The sequence below is a fragment of the Bacillus sp. CH_48 genome, assembly GCF_038008465.1.
GTDB classification, from domain to species: Bacteria; Bacillota; Bacilli; order Bacillales; family Bacillaceae_G; genus Bacillus_A; species Bacillus_A thuringiensis_S.
Genome location: NZ_JBBOZF010000001.1, coordinates 4456697 through 4476119, shown reverse-complemented (window position 1 = coordinate 4476119; position 19423 = coordinate 4456697). Strand labels below are relative to the sequence as shown.

Here is a 19423-nt window from a genome sequence, read left to right as displayed (position 1 = left end):
TAACATTACCGGTCATTTTAAGAGTCATAGTCGTTTGGGTACATGAAGTAACTAGTTTAAAGTAAGTTTGCTTTCATTATGGGACAAGGAAGTTGCTTAATTATTATTGTTGTTTGTGGGATGGAAATAAGGTTTGTAGTTTAAACTTTAACAATAGGGGGACTTGTGAAATGGGTATGAAGAAAAAACTTGGTATGGGTGTTGTAACTGCAATGCTTGGCTTATCCTTAATTGGCGGGGGAACATATGCATATTTTAGTGATAAGGAAGTATCACAAAACACGTTTGCAGCGGGTACTTTAGATTTGAGTGTGAATCCAGAAGTTGTTATTAATGTCGACAATCTGAAACCAGGTGATGAAATGGAACGTGGTTTTCAATTAGTAAACAAAGGAACCTTAGCAATAGGAGATGTGAAACTCCTGACAGATTACAGTGTAATCGATGCGAAAGGGGATAATGGAAATGCTGATTTTGGTGATCATATCCGTGTTGATTTCTTGTGGAACTTGGATAAAAATGAGGTTCCAATTTGGTCTACTACATTATCTGAATTAAAGGTAGCTACGCAAAATGGAAATATTCCTAATCTTGTAAAGAACGGTATTGTAGATCGAGAAGGAAATGGACTTGCTCCAGGTGATGATGATACATTTTATGTAATGTTTACATTCGTAGATAACGGTGAAGAACAAAATGTATTTCAAGGAGATGCGTTGAAATTAAATTGGACTTTTAATTCCATGCAAGCAAGCGGTGAAGAAAAGTAAGTGTAATAATTTGTATACTATATGTGTGAGACATATCGTATACAAATGAAAAGAACTGTTTTGAAATGAAGGCGTTTATCCTCAATGGTAAAACTCCTTATAAAAATATGGGTGAAAAACTTGATGATGATTTCCCTTTTAAAACACATCGTAAAAATATTTTGCGATGTGTTTTGTTGTAAGTTGGAGAGTACAGAAATATTAAATGATTATCCAGCTTTTGAGATACTTTGAGGGAATTTAGCACCTTACGCTAGCTTAGCAGCTTTCCTGAAGGGGATTTTGTTTTTTTACATGACGAAATGCTTAAAAACATAATATAAAATAAACATGTTTGATTTTCATTCATGTTTAATCTTTATAAACATCCATTACCTTAAACGTTTGACAAACTAGCATTAAGTCTGGAGTAAAATTAAGTCCATACCGACTTAATTCCCAAGTGAAAAATTTAACGTGCTCACTATACCAATAATCATAGCTTAAATCGCCTTCACCCTCAGATCTTGCAAAATTACTTGTTACTTCATTCATTTTTAGTAAATCGATCTTTGTATATTTTATAATTGCTAATGGATTATTGTCTCCATCCAATACAATATCGTACTGACCAACTTTTTGAATTTCTTCCCCTTCAAGCTCATAAACACAATGTGCAGCGCATGTTCCTGTTTTGATTCCTTTAACTACTAAACTTCCTAATTCATCTCCCATTTCTTTGGAACCATCTCCAAACATCCATGCATCTGGAACACTCATGTTTAACTCATTTTCTTTAGCGTACATATACCAATATTCTTCTATCTTATTAACTGACATCTGTCACTCATCTCCTTAATATTTAAATATTTTGAATTTAACACACAGCATATTATCTGTCAATATTTTAGAAGAACTTGCAATACAACTACATCGATAAATTTTTTTGTAAAATAAAACTCTTCATAATCATATTTCACATTCTGTAAACTCATGCAAATAAAGAAAACTTGTACTGTTATTATGCTGAAATTGTAATGGGAAAGTAAAATGGTTGAAAAGTACACGTTATAAATGGATTTATTTACTAATAATATTTTCTTTGTTTCGTAGCATATTAAACGTACAGGAGGTGATATGTGATGGCAAACAATCGTAACAACTCTTTAGTGGTTGCAGGTGCAGAAAGCGCACTGGATCAAATGAAATATGAAATTGCACAAGAATTCGGCGTACAATTAGGCGCGGATTCAACTGCAAGAGCGAACGGCTCTGTAGGTGGAGAAATCACAAAACGTCTCGTTGCTATGGCAGAACAGCAACTTGGTGGATATAACAAATAATGCTAGGTATAAAGTAGAAAAAGGAGAGATTATATCTCTCCTTTTTTTGTAAAATATTCGATTATGAATATTTTATTTGTTATCTATCTTGTCTCTTATTACTTGTATCTTCCAGCCGCTTAGAAACATATTCTTGCATACGAGATTCTAATGATTGAATCGTTTCATTTGAGATAGTGAGTGCTTGATCCGCATACTTTTTCGGGAACATGTTGCGCAAAGTAGGTTCATTTTCAGCACCATCTCCTGGTTCACGGTAATCATCCCCATTTTTTGTGACCGTCACACGGACTGGAAGTAAATGTCCTGCTTGAGAAACTGTCTGTGTTTCGCGGTTGTATCCTTGCATGAGGGAATGAAGGTAGACATACATTTTTTCATCCTTCATTTCAGTTCCATAGATTACATGCGTCTCAAATTGTTTTTTTGTATGATTTAATTTGTCTTGATTCCAGGCAATGATACTTTCTGAAATAAGGGAATCTAGTTTGCTGTTTAGCGGAATCTCCGTTACATCCTTTGCATCATTTTGGACTGAATCACACCCTGTTGTAATGAAAACGAGTGTGATAATGCTTACGGTAATCATTATCTTTCTCAAAATCTTATTTTCATATGTTAATGCAAAACGTCTGCTCATCAATTCACTCCATTTCTCTTCGTGCTAATCATCCACTGACATAAATATTTTATATAACAATAGTAAAATCGTCTTCAAACTAGAAACTTATTCTATCCAAGGGAATATAATACATACTATACCATTCTTACACATAACGGGAGAGACTCTATGAGAAAAGTTATAATGTATTGTGGGATCTTTAGTATGATTCTTTTAAGCGGTTGTATCCGATTCGGAAAAGACACTACAGATACCATTTATCTCATTCCAGAAGCATACGAAGGAGACCTTTTGGTTCTATACAATGTTCCAGGAGCTGAGTTGTTGCCAGAAGAAGATGGGTTTCGTGTTGTTACTTTTTCTGCAGACGGGACCGCAGTAACATCAACACCTAATATGAAATATGGGGAAGTCAACGATACCTATTACACGGTTAACAAGGAAGGAAAGCGCACCAAACTTGACGAAAGCTGCATACGCGTTGGTTCAAATGGAAGCACTACTGAAAACATCGGTGAAGAAAATGAGCATACTTTCTCATACGCGAAATTGGAAGTCACACCTAGTGCATGCTCACAAAGCTTCTCATCATACGGGAGAGAAGTACCAGAAAATCAAGAACATCCTGTAGAGAAGAAACTGAGGGACTTACTGGTGCGTGTAAAAGAGCAGTATATGAAAGTGAAGAGCTAAATTTTAAAATTCTAAAAAGGGTGAATGGATGGATGATGTTAGGGATAGGGCTAATTGTATTAGGCATTTTACTTGTCAGCATAGTATCATACCGAGAAATAAAGAAAGCAGGGGGCGTTACCTGGATTGAAATTCTAGTCTATCCCTTTTTATTATTAATATGCGCGCTACTCGAGCATATTGATTTGCCAGGGTTTTTAATATTTTTAGGTTTGGTATGTATTGTTTTTGGTAGCTGTATGGTCATGGGCGTCAATATTCTATAACATTAAGAGCAAAGCATCTAGTTCAGTTGCTTTTTTATTTTATTTTGTAATTTTTATTTTTAATGTCTATCACACTAGTTACCCAGACATACAGGGTTCCAAGTGCTGGTAAAAAACTTAGCAAGTTGAATGTATTCTCTATAATATAGAATGAAATAAAAATGGAGGAAAAATAAATAGACAATGGAAGAAAAATGTATACGTCACGTTTTAAAGATTTTAAACTTTGCACTTTATTCACCTCAGCTTTTCTGGCATTATGTTTTAAATAAGAACCCGTAAATTTGCAGATTCTCCTGGTGATGATTTTAAAATATGTAACTCAGTTTTAATCATAGAATGTATTGAGTCACTATAAAAATCAAATATTAATTTTCTAAAGAATCCTATACAAACCTTATTGCGTTAGAAATACAGACCTAATTATAACCGTTGTAAATGGATCCAATTAGATTTCGGCCATCCCAGTATCCGCATCATAACTAGTAACACTTCCTGTCATCCCTTTTAAAATACCAACATGGACTGTTGCATCCGCACTAACTGTTACAATTTTCATCACATTCAGCTCCGTTTCGATAATATGCTTTGAATTCCCGCGTGATCATTTATTCGTTAGATAACAAAAACGCACCGTAACCCAGTGCGTTTCAGACAAATATACCTATATGTTTTACTTTGTAATTTGGAAGGAGCCACCATAATAATATGAAGTGTCTATCTTCAGTACTGCTACATATGTACCTGGTGTGTAAACTGTTGTAATAGGTGTTGTGAACCTAGAATAGTAGTGGTGCCCAGCCTCACCTGCAGAAATGGTTTTGTAGCGCTGCAATTCACCTTCTCCGTTCAATCTATAAATCTTTACAACACCCACATCTTTTCCGCCTATATATACCGTCGTATCAAACATACCACCTTGTTTTAACCTACCAGGGGCTAATTCTTGTATATAGTCCGCATTGTGATGCAATAAGAAATACGTTTGCCATGGCCAATCATCCACAACAGCTGAAGCTTGCTTAATCGTATTTACTTCAGCGCGCGCTTTATCAGGTAGCGTACTGTCTAAAACGATAAAACCCGAAAAGGTTAAGGCACCAATTAAAGCAAATGAACATAATTTTTTCATATTAAATTCCTCCCGTTTATCTGACATTTTCATAGTCTACTTACAGGTATTAGGTTGTCATCCATTAATTGGATTGTTATTATAAAATCAATATATCATTTTCTTTTAATTTAATCAAATTAGAATTTTCTAACAAATTATGAGAATAGATAAAATTCTACCTTTCTCCGTTTTTTCTATCATACAGAAGAAAGAACAGAGGCGATAAAGAAATTTTATTCCTCTCTCTTTTCAAATTAACAACATTTCCCGTTTGTACGGTACGAGACTATATTAAACATAAAATAGACACGAAAGGGGATTGGAATTAGCGAATATTTACATGGAATCTAGGAGATGCAAGCTCAACATTTCATAACGGATCGATGGTTCCATTTCAACAGACTCCGAATCCGACAGTAATTTTGTTCTGTTTATTCATGAGGTAACGGAAGAGAATTTAGAAAAACTTGCTACAATTGCTCATCAGTATATAGAGGAGACCATCCATTGTTACAATTACGGCATTGTAGAAGAAATAGGTTAAAAGAATAAAACATACTGTTCCAAATTAATATTCCGTGTGTTTTTTGAACATATATCCCTTACTTTTATGTATATATTGAATATATAAATATATTGTGTTATGATGTTAATTAGAAACTCGCGTGTTTCAAATACAACATTTTTATCTTCTTGATGACCTCTTATCTTTCCGTAAGAGGTCTTTTTTTTATCCCTTCGTATTGCATAGCCGCTAAAATACTATGAAAAGATACTAGAGATTACTCCACTGTGATATTCTCTAGTATCTTTTCTTTATCTATATTATCTATTGTTGGGTAAACGATGAATTATTACCTTTTGTATAATTTTTATACATCCTGCAAATACGTTATTTTTTTAGTAGGCAATTAAAATTTATATACATAATGCATAGAACAGTAGTGAGGAGATAACAGGAAGTAATAAATATAAGTTTGGATGACTTCTTATTTTGTAAAACTAGGGTGTAGAAAGGATGAAACAGATGGAAGAAAAACGAATTGCGATTTTTGTAGTGGATGGCAATGTCAAAGTCGCGAGCAAACTCCGTGATGTTGTGTTAGATATTGTTGATTTTGATAATTTAGGAGAATACGTAGAGCCTGCTTTTACAGGGATATTGTATTAAGAACAGGAGGGAGTATGATTCCAAAAGAAGTAATGGTAGAATACGTCTCAATTTCCTGATTTAGCAAATCTGCTACCAACTGAAATTGTTGTTTATCCGGCTATTTGCCGCGCAGCCCGATTGGTGAGGGCTGATTAAAGTTTCACTTTATTAAATTGGATTAAGAGATTCTTGAAATGAGGTAGAAACAAAACAGCTTTGTGGGAATTAAACAAAAGGCTGTTAAAACAATTAAAGTGTTAGTTAAAAAAAGCTGATAGCTGAGCGAGAAGTAAACAATTAAAAAACTTTACTACATATGTAGCAAGTTTTTTCTTAACGTACGAAAATCTCATTATGCATTACTATTAACTTAAGATCATGTATCTTATGATGAAATTCTATCTCTCTATTCATTTATTCGAAGATTCTTAAAACTCTTGCGATAAAACGTGGATGTATTTATAATTATAGTTAGTTAAGCTAACTAATTATAGTTGGATTTTCAACACAGGAATAGTTCAATAAAAAACAAGAATCTGAATCAAATTTGTTAATCTATAGGGCGATTCCTCAAAGAATAGAGCTGTACGCAGAATGAATTTAAAAAAACGGTAGCGAAGGGAAACTAATTAAATGGCAGCTAAGCTTGGTTTATTTATGTTATGAGTATCTGATAATGCACGAGACAAAGAAATGGTATGTCGCTAATTACTTGCTTTCTGTGCTTCTTGTGCATCATTAATTGAGAAGTAAAGTTATTAAATAAAATACATGTAAGTATAAAAGATAAAGTTGGAGAAGGTAGATAAATACGTTGGATTATTAAATTCAACGTATTTTTACAGAATAAAAGTTAGCTTAACTTATTATAAGTTAAGCTAATTTAATTAGAAGGAGGTGAAAATTGTTTACAACTTGTCTTAGTAATAACACAAATTACTTAAATATACTGATTTCTATGGAACTTAAGAAATTTGGAACAAATAACAAGGAGGGTTTAATTAATGAATAGTTCTAAAGAAAATAATCCTATTTTGGCGGTCGTTAGCTCCAGCGGTAATCAAATTCATTTCTTCAATACGAAAAATTTTGAAAGAATAGGGGTTATAGATTCTCCAGTTACAGAACCTCATGAATTATGTTTCGATTCTAAGCGTCAATTGTTATATGTAAGTATTACTTATCGCTCAGGTTTTTATAGAAATAATCCGGAAAAAAGCCATGAAATTTTAGTTATCGATATTGATCAATTTAAAGTAATTGATATCATTGATATTTCGCCGGAATTTGCACCACATGGTTTAGTTTATAATGAAAAAAAAGACTTATTGTATGTAAGTGTTGAATCTGGTGAAGGAGGAATTTTAATTATTAACCTTAACACAAGAAAAGTGCTAGATAGAATCTCTACAGAAGCAACAGGTCCACATTGGTTTGTGACGAATCCAGATGGTACAAAAGGATATTCCTCTAATAAAGAGGCGCCCTTTATATCGGTTTTAGATACACATAATAAGGAGTTAATTGGAAAAGTATCTATGCCCTATGGTAGTGAAGAACTAGCTATTTCTCCTAAAGGTAATCGAGTTTATATCCCTTCACCATGTTTACTTGGAGACTACAAAGAGGAGCAACCTACACTTAGCATCATTAATACAGAAACCGATAAAATTATAAAGACAAAATCATTTTCAGATTTAATTACTCCGGTTCATGTAACGAATGATGGGAAAGTATTGGTAGGACATACGCGTTTTCAGAATAAGAATGGAGAGAGAACAAGAAGTATGTTTTCTCCAGCACCAGGGTATGTTTCTGTTCTTGATGGAGAATCGTTAAATATGTTAGGTACAATAGAAGTAGATTTACTCCCAATTACAATGCGTTCTTCTACGGACGGAACGGTTGGATATGTTTCTAACCTTAGATCAGGGACAATAAGTGTATTAGATTTAGTTAATTACAAGAATGTTCATACCATTGAAGTTGATCCAGGAGATCGAAATGCAGATCCTTCTGTAAATCAAGGAGCTCACGGTATAGCATATATAGAAAGGTAAAATAAGAAAACGCTATTCTTTTTGTAGAAATTTACAGAAAGTATGGCGTTTTTTATGTATCTATTAATTTCTGATGAATTCCAATTAGGTCTATTTTTTTGCTGGTTAGGAGCGCCTGTTATTCATTATTGACTTCTGATAAATAGATTATGTTTCCATGTTAAAAGAGTAGGCAAAGTTTTTTAATGCTCGTTATTAGCTTTTGTATGAAATTAACTTTGGATAATTGATTATTGTATTCTTCTAATTGGATTAGATATTCATAATTAATTTGCAACAACCAAACTTCTTTGAAAACGAACTAAAAGGTATTTTAAATGTATGTTTTAAAACACCACTAATAATGATAACGTTTGCTAAATATAGGAGCTCCTTAAGTTTGTAAGAAGCTTACAAACCTCCTTCTTCCAATGCAACTTAAGCGTAAATTAATTTTTTGTAAATATGGAACAATGTCCTTACTTACACTGTCTATTAAGCGTTAAACATTTTTTATTAAATAAATTAATTAAGAAAGGAATCATCATTTTTAACTAAGGGAGAAGATTGAATTGAAAAAATTATGGATGCTGCTTTTCGTTTGTTTCGCAGTTATGTTGGTAGGATGTAATAAAAACGAACCGCCAAAACAAGCATTTGAAGAATATATCAACTTATGGAATGATAGAAAATTTGCAAATATGTATGATCATTTATCAGATCATGCCAAAAAATCGATTTCTAAAAAAGAATTCACAGAAAAATATCAAAAAATCTATGAGGGGATTGGAGCTAAGAATTTAAAAGTTAAAATGAAAGGAGAGAATACGAAAGATAAAGAGCTTTTTCTTTTTGAAGTTAAAATGGATACGGATGTAGGATCAGTTTCATTCATCCACGAAGCAAAACTTGTGAAAGATAAAGAATCTTGGAAAATAGATTGGACACCGGACTTCATTTTCCCAGGAATGAAAAAAGATTACAAAGTACGTATGCAAATAGAGCAAGGAAAACGAGGAGAAATATATGATCGAAATGGAAAAGGGCTTGCAACGAATGGTAAAGCAACTGAGGTTGGAATTATTCCAGAGAAACTAGGCGAAGCAGCAGCGCAAACGAAAGGAATAGTAGCGCAATTACTTGATATGTCTATAGAAGAGGTCGAACAAAAGCTCACAGCGAAATGGATAAAACCAGACTCCTTTGTACCAATTGGCGTTTTAAAAGAGGGAACTAGACAGAATGATTATATTGAATTAGAAGGAGTTTCATCTCGCCCAGTAAATATTCGTACGTATCCATTAGGTGAAGCAGCGGCACACTTAACTGGATATATAGGAAAGGTGAATGCGGAGGAGTTAAAATCACTTCAAAAACAAGGTTATCAAGCAGATGATTTAGTAGGTAAGACCGGTTTAGAGAAAGTGTTAGAAAATAAATTGCGTGGTGAAAAGGGTGGACGCGTATTTATAGAAGATGAGAATGGGAAAGAGATTAAAAACGTAACAAAAAAAGAAGCAAAAGAAGGAGAAAATGTTACGTTAACAATTGATGCTGCAATTCAAGAAAAAATCTTTAATGAGATGAAAACTGAAGCAGGATCTAGTGCAGCGGTCAATCCTAAAACAGGTGAAACAATCGCACTTGTAAGTAGCCCTGCTTATAATCCAAATATAATAGTTAGAGGAGCATCGAAAGCCCAACGAGAAGCATGGAGTAACGACTCGAAACTACCAATGATGAATCGCTTCACACAAGCATTTGTACCAGGTTCCGTATTTAAAACGATTACAGGTGCAATTGGTTTGGAAACAAACACAATAAATCCGAAGGAAGAATTTAAAATTCAAGGATTGAAGTGGACAAAAGATTCATCTTGGGGAAATTACTATGTAACGCGTGTAAAGGATGCAAGTCCAATTGATTTTGATAAGGCAATGAAGTACTCTGATAATATTTATTTTGCTCAACAAGCTTTGAAAATGGGAAAAGATCAGTATATAAATGAATTTAAAAAGTACGGATTTCATGAAAAATTACCAATCGAATACGAATTTCCTATTTCAATCATTGCAAAAGATGGGATAAAAAATGATATTCAACTAGCAGACACGGGCTATGGACAAGGACAAGTATTAATGACGCCACTTCATTTAGCATTAACATATGCACCGATTGTGAATGAAGGGAATATTCCGTCGCCACATCTTTTAAAAGAAGCAAAAGTAGCGGGGAATTGGAAAGAAAATGTGATTTCTAAAAAGAATCAAGAAATATTAAAGAGTGCATTAATCAAAGTCATTAATGACCCTGATGGCGCAGGGAGAATTGCAAAGGTTGATGGTGTAACGCTTGCTGGTAAAACTGGTACAGCAGAACTGAAAGAGTCGAAAGAAGCAGACGGAAAAGAACTGGGATGGTTCGCAGCTTTCGATGCAAATGCACCAGACATGATTGTTACAATGATGATTGAAGATGTAAAAGGAAGAGGAGGAAGTAACGTTCCAGGTGAAAAAGTAAAACATGTATTTCAGAAATAATACTTAATTATAAGGTGAATTTTTTCACTAAATTTATTACATGTTTGCTTAACTCAAAGATATAAATTGGGAAAAATATAGAACAATTAAATTTCAAAAAAGCATTCTTTCTAATCGAGAATGCTTTTTTGCTGTGATTCTAGAAAAGTTGGCATTGCTAATGGTAAATAGAAGGGGATAGCAAATTGAAATGGACAAGTGGAGTTTTACGTTAAATTCAAAAAAACAGATTTTTATGAGTGGATTTTTATCATTGTATGCTTTACTTGTTTTTTAGTAGTATTATACTGCCTGAAAAAAGATAAACAATGGAACAAATGAAACTTGTATCTTGTCTATATATTGAAACCATAATAAAAGTGAGGGCAGTTTTATGTTTATTCAAATAAGTTTGAGGTGTGGAAATGGAACAGACGTTTATTGAAAAGTGTAATCATGATGAGCTGGACTATGTTATAAAAGACTATTGGCAAGATGTATGGAATTATTCATTTATTATTACGAAAGATCCACACTTATCAGATGATATCACGCAAGATGTATTTATAAAGGTGTTTAAAAATTGGAATTCATTTCGAAAGGAGTCATCTATTAAAACGTGGATATTAAAAATCACAAGAAATACGGCAATAAACTATTTGAAATCCTCCTATTTTAAAAGGATATCTTTAATAGGATTTTTTAGTGATGATAAGCAATCCCTGTCAGCAGAACAAGAATTTTTTAAGCAAGAAGAAATGAATGATGTGTGGAAGGTTGTATTAGAACTACCTAAAAAGCACCGTGAAATAATTATATTGGACGCAAAATATGAATTATCTTATGAAGAAATGGCTGAAACATTAGGAGTATCCATTGGAACTGTAAAATCGAGATTAAGTAGAGCGAGAAGTAAGGTTTCAAAATTAATAGGGGAGGGTAGTAGTGATGAACAATAAACAAAATCCTGACTGGTATAGAAAAATAAAAAAAGGGCCAATGGAGAATCGTAAAGATGAAGAAGAATTTATTTCTAAAATAAAGCAGTCTATATATGAAAATAATGAAGTGGATTTTGTAAAACATAAAAGACCATTTCGTAAAAAAGTATTACCTATTGTAGTTGTTTTGGTTTGTACAATGTTATTTTTCATTGTTCAACAACCTTGGCTTGATGATAATAAATCACCGGTACAAAGTAGTACTCAAATTAAGCCTAAAACAAAAGATGAGTCTGCTCAAGATCCATCACTAAAACAATTTATGAATGAACTATATCAAAGTATAAACTCGAAAAATGAAAATGACTTGTATAAAGCGTTAAATGATGAAGTTCTATTTAAAGGGAAGAGTTATAAGAAGGATGAACTGCAGTTTGATGAAGATATTTTTCATGAGTTGCAAGTCGCCCTTACAATGGGGGGAGAGTTTGCAAATGATACAAAGCAAGTATATAAAGTACCAAGTGGATTGACGGAAAGTAACCAACCAAAGCAAGCGCATTTTATATATGCAACTGTTACTGGAAATAAAACGAAAATTTTAGCTGAACCAAAGCGAGAATCACAAGTTTTATATGAAGTATCTAATGAAATGGTAAAAGCTTGGATTCCAGAAAAAGTAAATAATGATGGATATATAAAAATTTCGACAATTGATGGTAATACTGGATATGTACAGAAAGAGTACATTTTAACTGATATTAAATATTCATTTATGTTCGAAAAGAATAATGAAGGTATATGGAAAATAATAAATGTAGATTCTATATGGTAAAAGAGGAAGGTTCACTTTAATGAACCTTCCTCTTTGTTTTTATTCTCTTTTTGAAGAGTATCCCAGTACTCTAAAATTTCTGATGTAACGAGAGCGGCAATGTTTTTTTCAGAATTACTACCAGGAATAACGACAGAAACGGCAATTTGTGGATCTTCAGTAGGAGCATATGCAATGAAAAGAGAATGATTTATCATTCTTTCTTGCTCATTTGGAAAACCTGTAATACCTGTTTTACCTGCGACGTTAAAGGGTAACTTTTTGATCTCCTCTATATTTTGACTCATTCCACCTTGCACGACACTCCAAAAATTCATCGGGTAACGATTTGAACTTTCTAAAATTGGTTTAAACTTTTTTGTTTCCTTACCATCTTGACCAATAATCGCACTTACGATTTGAGGTTTATATTTATCACCTTTACTTGCCAAAGTTGCTGCATATTGAGCGAGTTGAAGAGGAGTATGCACTTCATTTCCTCCCCAAGAGGCATTTAATAAAGCTGAAATCCCATTTTCAAATTTATTAGATGGATGAAATTCATATTGTCCGTCTTCTTCAAAGGGTAAGTCAATCCCGGTTTTAGAACGTAGGCCGAATTGCATTAAATAATCTGTCCATATATGTGACACTTTTTCTATATTCCCATTATTTTGGTTGAATAAGGGCAGAGCTACTTTTGCTGTCATAAATGTGTTAGATGAATTAATGATAGCCTGCCTCGGTGTAATCTCGCCTGTTGGCGTTCCAGGTGCATTCGTAATGTTATTTTGATTATCATACTGAAAAGTACCTTTATCTAAATAAGTGTCTTCAGGTTGAAAAAGCTTTTCGTTTAATCCAATTAAAATAGTAAGTGGTTTTATAGTAGAAGCCATATTTACATAAGATTCACCATACTTTAATTTTTGAATTGCTTTATTTTGCGAAAGTGATTTAATGTTTTCTTTTCTAGAAGATACATGTGTATTTAATATATTTGGATCAAAAACTACCGAGTTGGCCATAGTTAAAATCGCGCCAGTTTTTGCATCGCTCACTACAGCATAACCAGCTTTAGCATCAGGTGTTTTCTTAATTTGAGATCTTAATGCTTCTTCTGCCTTTTGCTGCAACTCAGAGTCTAAAGCTAGCCGTACATCTTTACCATTTTGTACTTTTTGAATGTTCCATAAGAACTTTTTATTTTTCAATTTAAAAATAAGAGTTTTACCTGGTTTTCCTTTTAAATCATTTTCATATTGCAGCTCAATCCCGCTTTTTCCAACAGCCATATGCTTTGAATTAAGGTCATTTTCTACATAACCAATTACTTGTGAACCAATTTTGTGTTTAGGATAATATCGAATCCATTCATCTTTAATTATTACATTATTGGGTTTGTTTTTGTTTATGAATGCAAGTTCATTCTCAGTTATATCAGAGTATAACGGTATATCATTCATAGTCTGCTTTTTACAAGATTGTTGTAATTGAGATTTTATGTTCTCTGTAGAAATATCATGTTGAAATTCGCTTGAAAATTGATTAAAAAAAGCTAATGTGTTTGATGTATCTTGTTTCGATAGCTTTTCGTCATTAGAAGTGCAATATAGAGACTTAACTTTCTTATTTGTAGCTAGTATTACACCATTTTGATCAAAAATCTTTCCTCTTTCAGCTGAAGAAGTTGCGATAGTAATTGAAATGAAGTTGATTTTTAATAAAATTAGTAAAATCAAACCTACGATAGAAAAAACCGCAAAAAATCTCCATCTTTTTATATGTAACATATAACCCTCCCTTATGTAGCCTATTTCATCTTATATTTAATTATTTTTTTTGTAAATGTGGAACAACTTTCTTGTTTAGGTTGTCTATTAAGTATTACAGCATGATGAAAGGAATAATTAGCATGAAAATTTACTAGCAAGTTTATATGTAAGTTTAATAAGAGTCATTATACAGTTTAGCACTTCTAATGCAAGTGGCAAAAAAATAGAGAGAAAACAAGAAGGGAGAGGTATTAATTCTGTAGCTAAACGAAAAGGAATGGATGCTTACAAGGGTTAAGCAAAAAATTGAGGCGATATTTATAACCGATTATCGGTGTCTAATATATAAGGAATGCTTTTGGTATTTGTAGCAATTCCTGAAAGGATTAAATGGAGGATTTATGAAAGAACAAAAAGGCAAGAAGCAGAAGACATATATATCTATTCGATTAAATATAATGTTCCTTTGCATATTTGTACTATTCTCAGCTATTATTATGCAACTAGCAAAAGTACAAATCGTTGAGGGAGAGGCTTATAAGAATCAAGTGGAAAGTAGTCAAAATGCAATAACTAGTATTCCAGTTCCACGTGGGCAAATTTTAGATCGAGAAGGGAACACAGTTGTTAATAATAAATCTCTTCGCACAATTACGTATACAAGGGTGAAGGGAATTACGAGTGAAGATATTTTAAAAGCAGCAAAAGACTTGGCGAAAGTACTTGAAATGCCTGAACAAGATATAAATAAATTAACAGATATCGATAAAAAAGATTTTTGGATGCAGTTGAATTCGAAACGTGCGGAAACAAAGATTACTAAGAAAGATATAGAAAAGTTTAAGGAAAAGGGTATAGAGGGGAAAGAGTTAGATAAAAAAATAGAAGACTTAAGACGAGGTCGCGTTACAGAGGTAGAATTAGCAGAATTAACAGCACAAGATTTAAAGGTGTTAGCTATTAAAAGTAAAATGAGTTCAGGTTATCAATTAACACCACAAATTATTAAAAAAGATGTAACAGATGAAGAGTATGCGCGGATAAGCGAAAATCTTGGGAATTTTCCAGGAGTAGATGCAACTGTTGATTGGGAACGTAATTATGTAAACGGTAATTTATTTCGTTCTGTATTAGGAAATATTACGAGTAGTGAAGAAGGATTACCGAAAGAAAATTTAGATTCTTATTTAGTACGTGGATATAACCGTAATGATCGTGTCGGAAAAAGTTATATTGAACAACGATATGAAGATGTATTACACGGCACAAAAGAAGAAGTGAAAAATATTACTGACAAATCAGGAAACATTGTTAGCACAGAAATAATCTCTAAAGGAAAAAGTGGTAATAGTTTAACATTAACGATTGATATGGAATTACAAAAGAAAGTGGAAGAAAGTATAGAGAAAAACTTGAGAGCTTTTAAGCGTTCAGAGCCACTGCTCGATCGAGCTTTTGTTGTCATGACGAATCCAAATAACGGACAAATTTTATCTATGGCAGGCAAAAAGATTGTAGAAAAAGAAGGGAAAATAGAGGTTGAGGATTTGGCATTAGGTAACATGACAACTTCGTATGAGCTAGGGTCAGCTGTAAAAGGTGCTACTTTATTAACTGGATATGAGACAGGGGCAATACATCCAGGGGATCAATTTTATGACGCGCCGATGAAATTTAAAGGTACACAAGCTAAGAAATCGTGGAATGTATCCGGATTTGGTAATATTAATGATTTACGGGCTTTACAAGTATCTTCGAATGTATACATGTTCCAGACAGCTTTAAAAATTGCGGGAGTTAATTACGTACCAAATGGCTCATTGGATATTAAACAAGGAGCATTTGATACGATGCGCTATTATTTCAAGCAATTTGGTTTAGGCGTCCCAACAGGTATTGATTTACCGAATGAAATAATTGGACAAACGAGAAAAGTAGATAGTCAACCTGGGTTTTTACTAGATTTTTCTATCGGTCAGTATGATACGTATACGCCGTTGCAATTAGCGCAATATATTTCAACGATTGCGAATGGCGGTTATAGAATGCAACCTCAAATTGTACAAGAAATACGAGAACAATCAATAAAAGAAGAGGTTGGTAATGTTATACGTTCCATAGAGCCTGTCGTATTAAATCGAATTGATATGAAGAAAGAACATATCGATCGGATAAAAGAAGGGTTTAGATGGGTATTTCAAGAAGGTGATGGAACTGGCGTGAAGTATTTCAAAAATGCGCCATATAAACCAGCAGGAAAGACAGGAACAGCCCAAACTGTATATGGTGGAGATGACCCAATTGGCAGAAATGCAAAAGGAGAACGTATGGAATGCTATAACTTAACGTTAGTTGGATATGCTCCATATGATAATCCAGAAGTAGCATTTTCCGTAGTAGTTCCATGGCTCCATGATGATAAAAATGGAATTAATTCTATAATTGGAAAGGAAATTTTAGATGTATACTTTGATTTAAAACAGCAACGTATACATGGTGAAGCTACTAGTACAAGTAGCTCTAAGCAAAATTAGAGTACTTTTCTCAGGGAAGAGACCCTGTTCATATAAAGCCATTTATAAGTAAAAAAATGAAATGTGAAATAAGAGATAGCGGCGATCATAGCTACTATCTCTTATTTTGTTAATAACTCTCATACTAGCTATAAATTTTTTCAGTTTATGGAACAAGTTTGGTTCGATGATTGTCTATTATGTGTACGTATAAAAAGGTGCTAAAAATTTGGAAGGAATGATGGTTTTGAAAAATAAGAGGATGCTAAAAATAGGAATATGCGTTGGTATATTAGGTTTAAGTCTTACAAGCCTAGAAGCTTTTACAGGAGGGGCACTGCAAGTTGAAGCGAAAGAAAAGACTGGACATGTGAAACATAAAAATCAGGCGACGCATAAAGAGTTCTCTCAACTTGAGAAGAAATTTGATGCTCGATTAGGTGTATATGCGATTGATACTGGTACAAATCAAACAATCTCTTATCGATCTAATGAAAGATTTGCCTTCGCATCAACCTACAAGGCTTTAGCGGCAGGAGTATTACTACAGCAAAACTCAATTGATACATTAAATGAAGTGATTACATTTACGAAAGAAGACTTAGTGGATTATTCACCTGTTACAGAGAAACATGTAGATACTGGAATGAAACTAGGAGAAATTGCTGAGGCTGCTGTTCGTTCAAGTGATAATACTGCAGGGAACATTTTATTTAATAAAATAGGCGGACCTAAAGGATATGAAAAAGCGCTTAGGCAGATGGGGGATCGGATTACTATGTCTGATCGCTTTGAAACAGAATTAAACGAAGCTATTCCAGGAGACATTCGTGACACTAGTACAGCGAAAGCAATTGCTACGAATCTTAAAGCTTTTACGGTCGGAAATGCACTTCCAGCTGAAAAACGTAACATTCTTACAGAGTGGATGAAAGGAAATGCTACAGGGGACAAACTTATTCGTGCAGGCGTACCAACTGACTGGGTAGTTGGAGATAAATCAGGTGCTGGCAGTTACGGGACAAGAAATGATATTGCTATCGTTTGGCCTCCAAATAGAGCACCAGTTATCATCGCAATTTTATCTAGTAAAGATGAGAAAGAGGCTACCTATGATAATCAACTCATTGCAGAGGCAACTGAAGTTATAGTTAAGGCTCTTAGGTAATAGTATTTTAGTTTTCGCATTTTTAACATAAAAGTATTAAAAGTATAAAGTTAGAAAACGACTCTTTTCGTGTGATAAGAGTCGTTTTTGTGTTCTTATTATTAAAAAGGTAAAAGTAAAAATATAACGAATATATATGACGTATCTCATATGAAATTCTATGTACTGTATTATTTTATTAATTTAAACAAATTTCAAGAAAGTATAATATAATTCAGTTAGCATATAGAAGTGTTTGATGAGAATATAAAGGAGAAAATATGAAAAAAAAGATTAATAGAATCGTAATGATTATTTGTATAGTAGTAGGTTTTACAATCTTTTTATATTTACAGAACAATTTAATAAGTATAACTGAGGTTAAAATAACCTCTAGTAAAATACCCTCCTCTTTTAAAGGGTATAAAATTCTACAAATTTCAGACTTACACAATAAACAATTTGGCGATAATCAAGATGTGTTAATTCAAAAAATTAAAAGCATAGATCCAGATATTATTGCGATTACTGGTGATTTAATTGACAGTAAATCATATGATGCAGAAGTTAGTATGCAATTAATACGAGAAATTGTAAAGAAGTATCCTGTATATTTTGTGACAGGAAACCATGAACAATGGTCTGGAAAGTATAACAATTTAGAAAAAGAGTTGAAGAAATATGATGTCAATGTTTTAAGGAATGAACATGTGGGCATTCGAAAGGGTGAGCAAGAAATAAACTTGCTAGGTATTGATGATCCAGAGTTTGTTACTGGAAACGGTGATGAAGGAAATATTATAATAGATGAAATTAAAAAAACGAAAATTGAAATGCAGCCAGATAGATATAATGTATTATTATCCCATAGGCCTGAATTTATAAAGGAATATACGAATGAGAGATTGGATTTGGTTTTATCGGGACATGCTCATGGAGGGCAAGTTAGATTGCCATTTATCGGAGGATTAGTCGCGCCAAATCAAGGTGTTTTACCTAAATATACAGCGGGTTTATATATAGAACAAAATACATCAATGGTAGTGAGTAGAGGATTAGGAAATAGTATCATTCCGCAAAGAATTTTGAACAGGCCAGAAATTGTAGTCGTGCAGCTAAATTAAGTTGTACGATTTTTTTATACAATAATGAGTAAAGGTGTTTTATGTATTTTGCAGGAGTTAACATTACAATTTTGTTAAAAATTTTCTACGTTACATAAAGTAACAAAATTTGACCCTGAGTGTTTGTTATAGTGTAAATAATCAAAAAACTTAAAATTTGTCGAGTGAAAATTGTGATAAGTAATTCATGTAAAAAACTTAAAGGGGTGTACACATGCATAAAGAATATGAAATTGAAGAATACACGGCGATTGAGGAACAAATACATTATTATTGTAAATGTTTATTAGTAAGTCATCCTGATCAAATAATAAAGTATTTAGAAAAAAGGTTAGAAAAATATGCAGAAACATTACAATATGCACATTTATATCCTGACACAGTTATTTTACCGTTACAGCAATTAGTTATTGAATATTCTTTAGATGTTGCTAGAATTCGGAAGTATATGAATTTAAAAACGTAAAGTGAAATTTATAGTTTAAATGAAACAGAGTCGACTTTAGGAAATGAAATGCTAATGTCGACTCTGTTTCATTGTTTCATATCGTTGATTGAACATACATACTAATCAATGAAGTTTGACATATAATTAAGCAAGGGTAAAATAA

Annotated in this window: 17 protein-coding genes; 13 read left to right on the top strand and 4 right to left on the bottom strand. The window is 32.9% G+C overall.

Annotated elements, in window-relative coordinates; translation table 11 throughout:
• Positions 1-170: 170 nt before the first annotated feature.
• Complete coding sequence (locus tag N2V92_RS22675; protein WP_016077688.1) at positions 171-770, top strand: TasA family protein; 600 nt, start codon at positions 171-173, stop codon at positions 768-770.
• A 351-nt stretch (positions 771-1121) separates the two neighbouring features.
• Here the strand turns inward: N2V92_RS22675 and N2V92_RS22670 are convergent, their stop codons facing one another.
• A complete protein-coding gene (locus tag N2V92_RS22670; RefSeq protein WP_016077687.1) occupies positions 1122-1589 on the bottom strand; it encodes an ASCH domain-containing protein in 468 nt (155 codons plus the stop codon).
• Between the two features lie 302 nt (positions 1590-1891).
• On the opposite strand from N2V92_RS22670, the gene N2V92_RS22665 reads away from it, so the two are divergent.
• Positions 1892-2092, top strand: coding sequence for an alpha/beta-type small acid-soluble spore protein (locus N2V92_RS22665; protein ID WP_000002881.1), 201 nt, complete (start codon positions 1892-1894; stop codon positions 2090-2092).
• Positions 2093-2171: 79 nt separating this feature from the next.
• Here the strand turns inward: N2V92_RS22665 and N2V92_RS22660 are convergent, their stop codons facing one another.
• Positions 2172-2732, bottom strand: coding sequence for a hypothetical protein (locus N2V92_RS22660; RefSeq protein WP_016077686.1), 561 nt, complete (start codon positions 2730-2732; stop codon positions 2172-2174).
• 150 nt (positions 2733-2882) lie between these two features.
• Between N2V92_RS22660 and N2V92_RS22655 the strand changes: the two genes are divergently transcribed.
• Positions 2883-3407: a DUF6843 domain-containing protein gene (locus N2V92_RS22655; protein ID WP_001233342.1), complete on the top strand. Its 525-nt coding sequence runs from the start codon at positions 2883-2885 to the stop codon at positions 3405-3407.
• 32 nt (positions 3408-3439) lie between these two features.
• Complete coding sequence (locus tag N2V92_RS22650; protein ID WP_000979114.1) at positions 3440-3673, top strand: hypothetical protein; 234 nt, start codon at positions 3440-3442, stop codon at positions 3671-3673.
• A 673-nt stretch (positions 3674-4346) separates the two neighbouring features.
• Here the strand turns inward: N2V92_RS22650 and N2V92_RS22645 are convergent.
• The gene (locus N2V92_RS22645; protein WP_016077685.1) at positions 4347-4805 is read right to left on the bottom strand and encodes a DUF5065 family protein; all 459 of its coding nucleotides are present in this window, start codon (positions 4803-4805) and stop codon (positions 4347-4349) included.
• Between the two features lie 1000 nt (positions 4806-5805).
• Between N2V92_RS22645 and N2V92_RS22640 the strand changes: the two genes are divergently transcribed.
• The 5 genes from N2V92_RS22640 to N2V92_RS22620 all read left to right on the top strand — a co-directional run bounded on the left by N2V92_RS22640 (position 5806) and on the right by N2V92_RS22620 (position 12274).
• Complete coding sequence (locus N2V92_RS22640; RefSeq protein WP_000812115.1) at positions 5806-5958, top strand: hypothetical protein; 153 nt, start codon at positions 5806-5808, stop codon at positions 5956-5958.
• A 986-nt stretch (positions 5959-6944) separates the two neighbouring features.
• On the top strand, positions 6945-8000 hold the full coding sequence (locus N2V92_RS22635; protein ID WP_016077683.1) for a hypothetical protein: 1056 nt from the start codon (positions 6945-6947) through the stop codon (positions 7998-8000).
• A 551-nt stretch (positions 8001-8551) separates the two neighbouring features.
• Positions 8552-10519, top strand: a complete 1968-nt coding sequence (locus N2V92_RS22630; RefSeq protein ID WP_000737760.1) for a penicillin-binding transpeptidase domain-containing protein — start codon at positions 8552-8554, stop codon at positions 10517-10519.
• 404 nt (positions 10520-10923) lie between these two features.
• Positions 10924-11457 carry an RNA polymerase sigma factor gene (locus N2V92_RS22625; RefSeq protein WP_000438327.1) on the top strand — a complete coding sequence of 178 codons (534 nt, stop codon included), beginning with the start codon at positions 10924-10926 and terminating at the stop codon, positions 11455-11457.
• Positions 11447-12274 carry a hypothetical protein gene (locus N2V92_RS22620; protein ID WP_016077682.1) on the top strand — a complete coding sequence of 276 codons (828 nt, stop codon included), beginning with the start codon at positions 11447-11449 and terminating at the stop codon, positions 12272-12274. Before N2V92_RS22625 ends, N2V92_RS22620 begins: the two co-directional genes overlap by 11 nt.
• A gap of 11 nt (positions 12275-12285) precedes the next feature.
• Here N2V92_RS22620 and N2V92_RS22615 read toward each other — a convergent pair whose 3' ends face one another.
• Positions 12286-14046 (bottom strand): peptidoglycan D,D-transpeptidase FtsI family protein, encoded by a 1761-nt coding sequence (locus N2V92_RS22615; protein ID WP_016077681.1) that lies wholly within the window; start codon positions 14044-14046, stop codon positions 12286-12288.
• Between the two features lie 383 nt (positions 14047-14429).
• On the opposite strand from N2V92_RS22615, the gene N2V92_RS22610 reads away from it, so the two are divergent.
• The 4 genes from N2V92_RS22610 (at position 14430) to N2V92_RS22595 (ending at position 19278) form a co-directional block, all read left to right on the top strand.
• Positions 14430-16562 (top strand): peptidoglycan D,D-transpeptidase FtsI family protein, encoded by a 2133-nt coding sequence (locus tag N2V92_RS22610; RefSeq protein ID WP_016077680.1) that lies wholly within the window; start codon positions 14430-14432, stop codon positions 16560-16562.
• A gap of 220 nt (positions 16563-16782) precedes the next feature.
• A complete protein-coding gene (bla, locus tag N2V92_RS22605; protein ID WP_016077679.1) occupies positions 16783-17709 on the top strand; it encodes a class A beta-lactamase Bla1 in 927 nt (308 codons plus the stop codon).
• Between the two features lie 260 nt (positions 17710-17969).
• Positions 17970-18812 (top strand): metallophosphoesterase, encoded by an 843-nt coding sequence (locus tag N2V92_RS22600; protein ID WP_016077678.1) that lies wholly within the window; start codon positions 17970-17972, stop codon positions 18810-18812.
• Between the two features lie 214 nt (positions 18813-19026).
• On the top strand, positions 19027-19278 hold the full coding sequence (locus N2V92_RS22595) for a hypothetical protein (RefSeq protein ID WP_000548621.1): 252 nt from the start codon (positions 19027-19029) through the stop codon (positions 19276-19278).
• Positions 19279-19423 lie beyond the last annotated feature (145 nt).

Coding starts and splice junctions, on each gene's coding strand:
- N2V92_RS22675 (WP_016077688.1), top strand. CDS start 171: ATGGGTATGAAGAAAAAACTTGGTATGGGTGTTGTAACTGCAATGCTT.
- N2V92_RS22670 (WP_016077687.1), bottom strand. CDS start 1,589: ATGTCAGTTAATAAGATAGAAGAATATTGGTATATGTACGCTAAAGAA.
- N2V92_RS22665 (WP_000002881.1), top strand. CDS start 1,892: ATGGCAAACAATCGTAACAACTCTTTAGTGGTTGCAGGTGCAGAAAGC.
- N2V92_RS22660 (WP_016077686.1), bottom strand. CDS start 2,732: ATGAGCAGACGTTTTGCATTAACATATGAAAATAAGATTTTGAGAAAG.
- N2V92_RS22655 (WP_001233342.1), top strand. CDS start 2,883: ATGAGAAAAGTTATAATGTATTGTGGGATCTTTAGTATGATTCTTTTA.
- N2V92_RS22650 (WP_000979114.1), top strand. CDS start 3,440: ATGATGTTAGGGATAGGGCTAATTGTATTAGGCATTTTACTTGTCAGC.
- N2V92_RS22645 (WP_016077685.1), bottom strand. CDS start 4,805: ATGAAAAAATTATGTTCATTTGCTTTAATTGGTGCCTTAACCTTTTCG.
- N2V92_RS22640 (WP_000812115.1), top strand. CDS start 5,806: ATGAAACAGATGGAAGAAAAACGAATTGCGATTTTTGTAGTGGATGGC.
- N2V92_RS22635 (WP_016077683.1), top strand. CDS start 6,945: ATGAATAGTTCTAAAGAAAATAATCCTATTTTGGCGGTCGTTAGCTCC.
- N2V92_RS22625 (WP_000438327.1), top strand. CDS start 10,924: ATGGAACAGACGTTTATTGAAAAGTGTAATCATGATGAGCTGGACTAT.
- N2V92_RS22620 (WP_016077682.1), top strand. CDS start 11,447: ATGAACAATAAACAAAATCCTGACTGGTATAGAAAAATAAAAAAAGGG.
- N2V92_RS22615 (WP_016077681.1), bottom strand. CDS start 14,046: ATGTTACATATAAAAAGATGGAGATTTTTTGCGGTTTTTTCTATCGTA.
- N2V92_RS22610 (WP_016077680.1), top strand. CDS start 14,430: ATGAAAGAACAAAAAGGCAAGAAGCAGAAGACATATATATCTATTCGA.
- bla (WP_016077679.1), top strand. CDS start 16,783: ATGGTTTTGAAAAATAAGAGGATGCTAAAAATAGGAATATGCGTTGGT.
- N2V92_RS22600 (WP_016077678.1), top strand. CDS start 17,970: ATGAAAAAAAAGATTAATAGAATCGTAATGATTATTTGTATAGTAGTA.
- N2V92_RS22595 (WP_000548621.1), top strand. CDS start 19,027: ATGCATAAAGAATATGAAATTGAAGAATACACGGCGATTGAGGAACAA.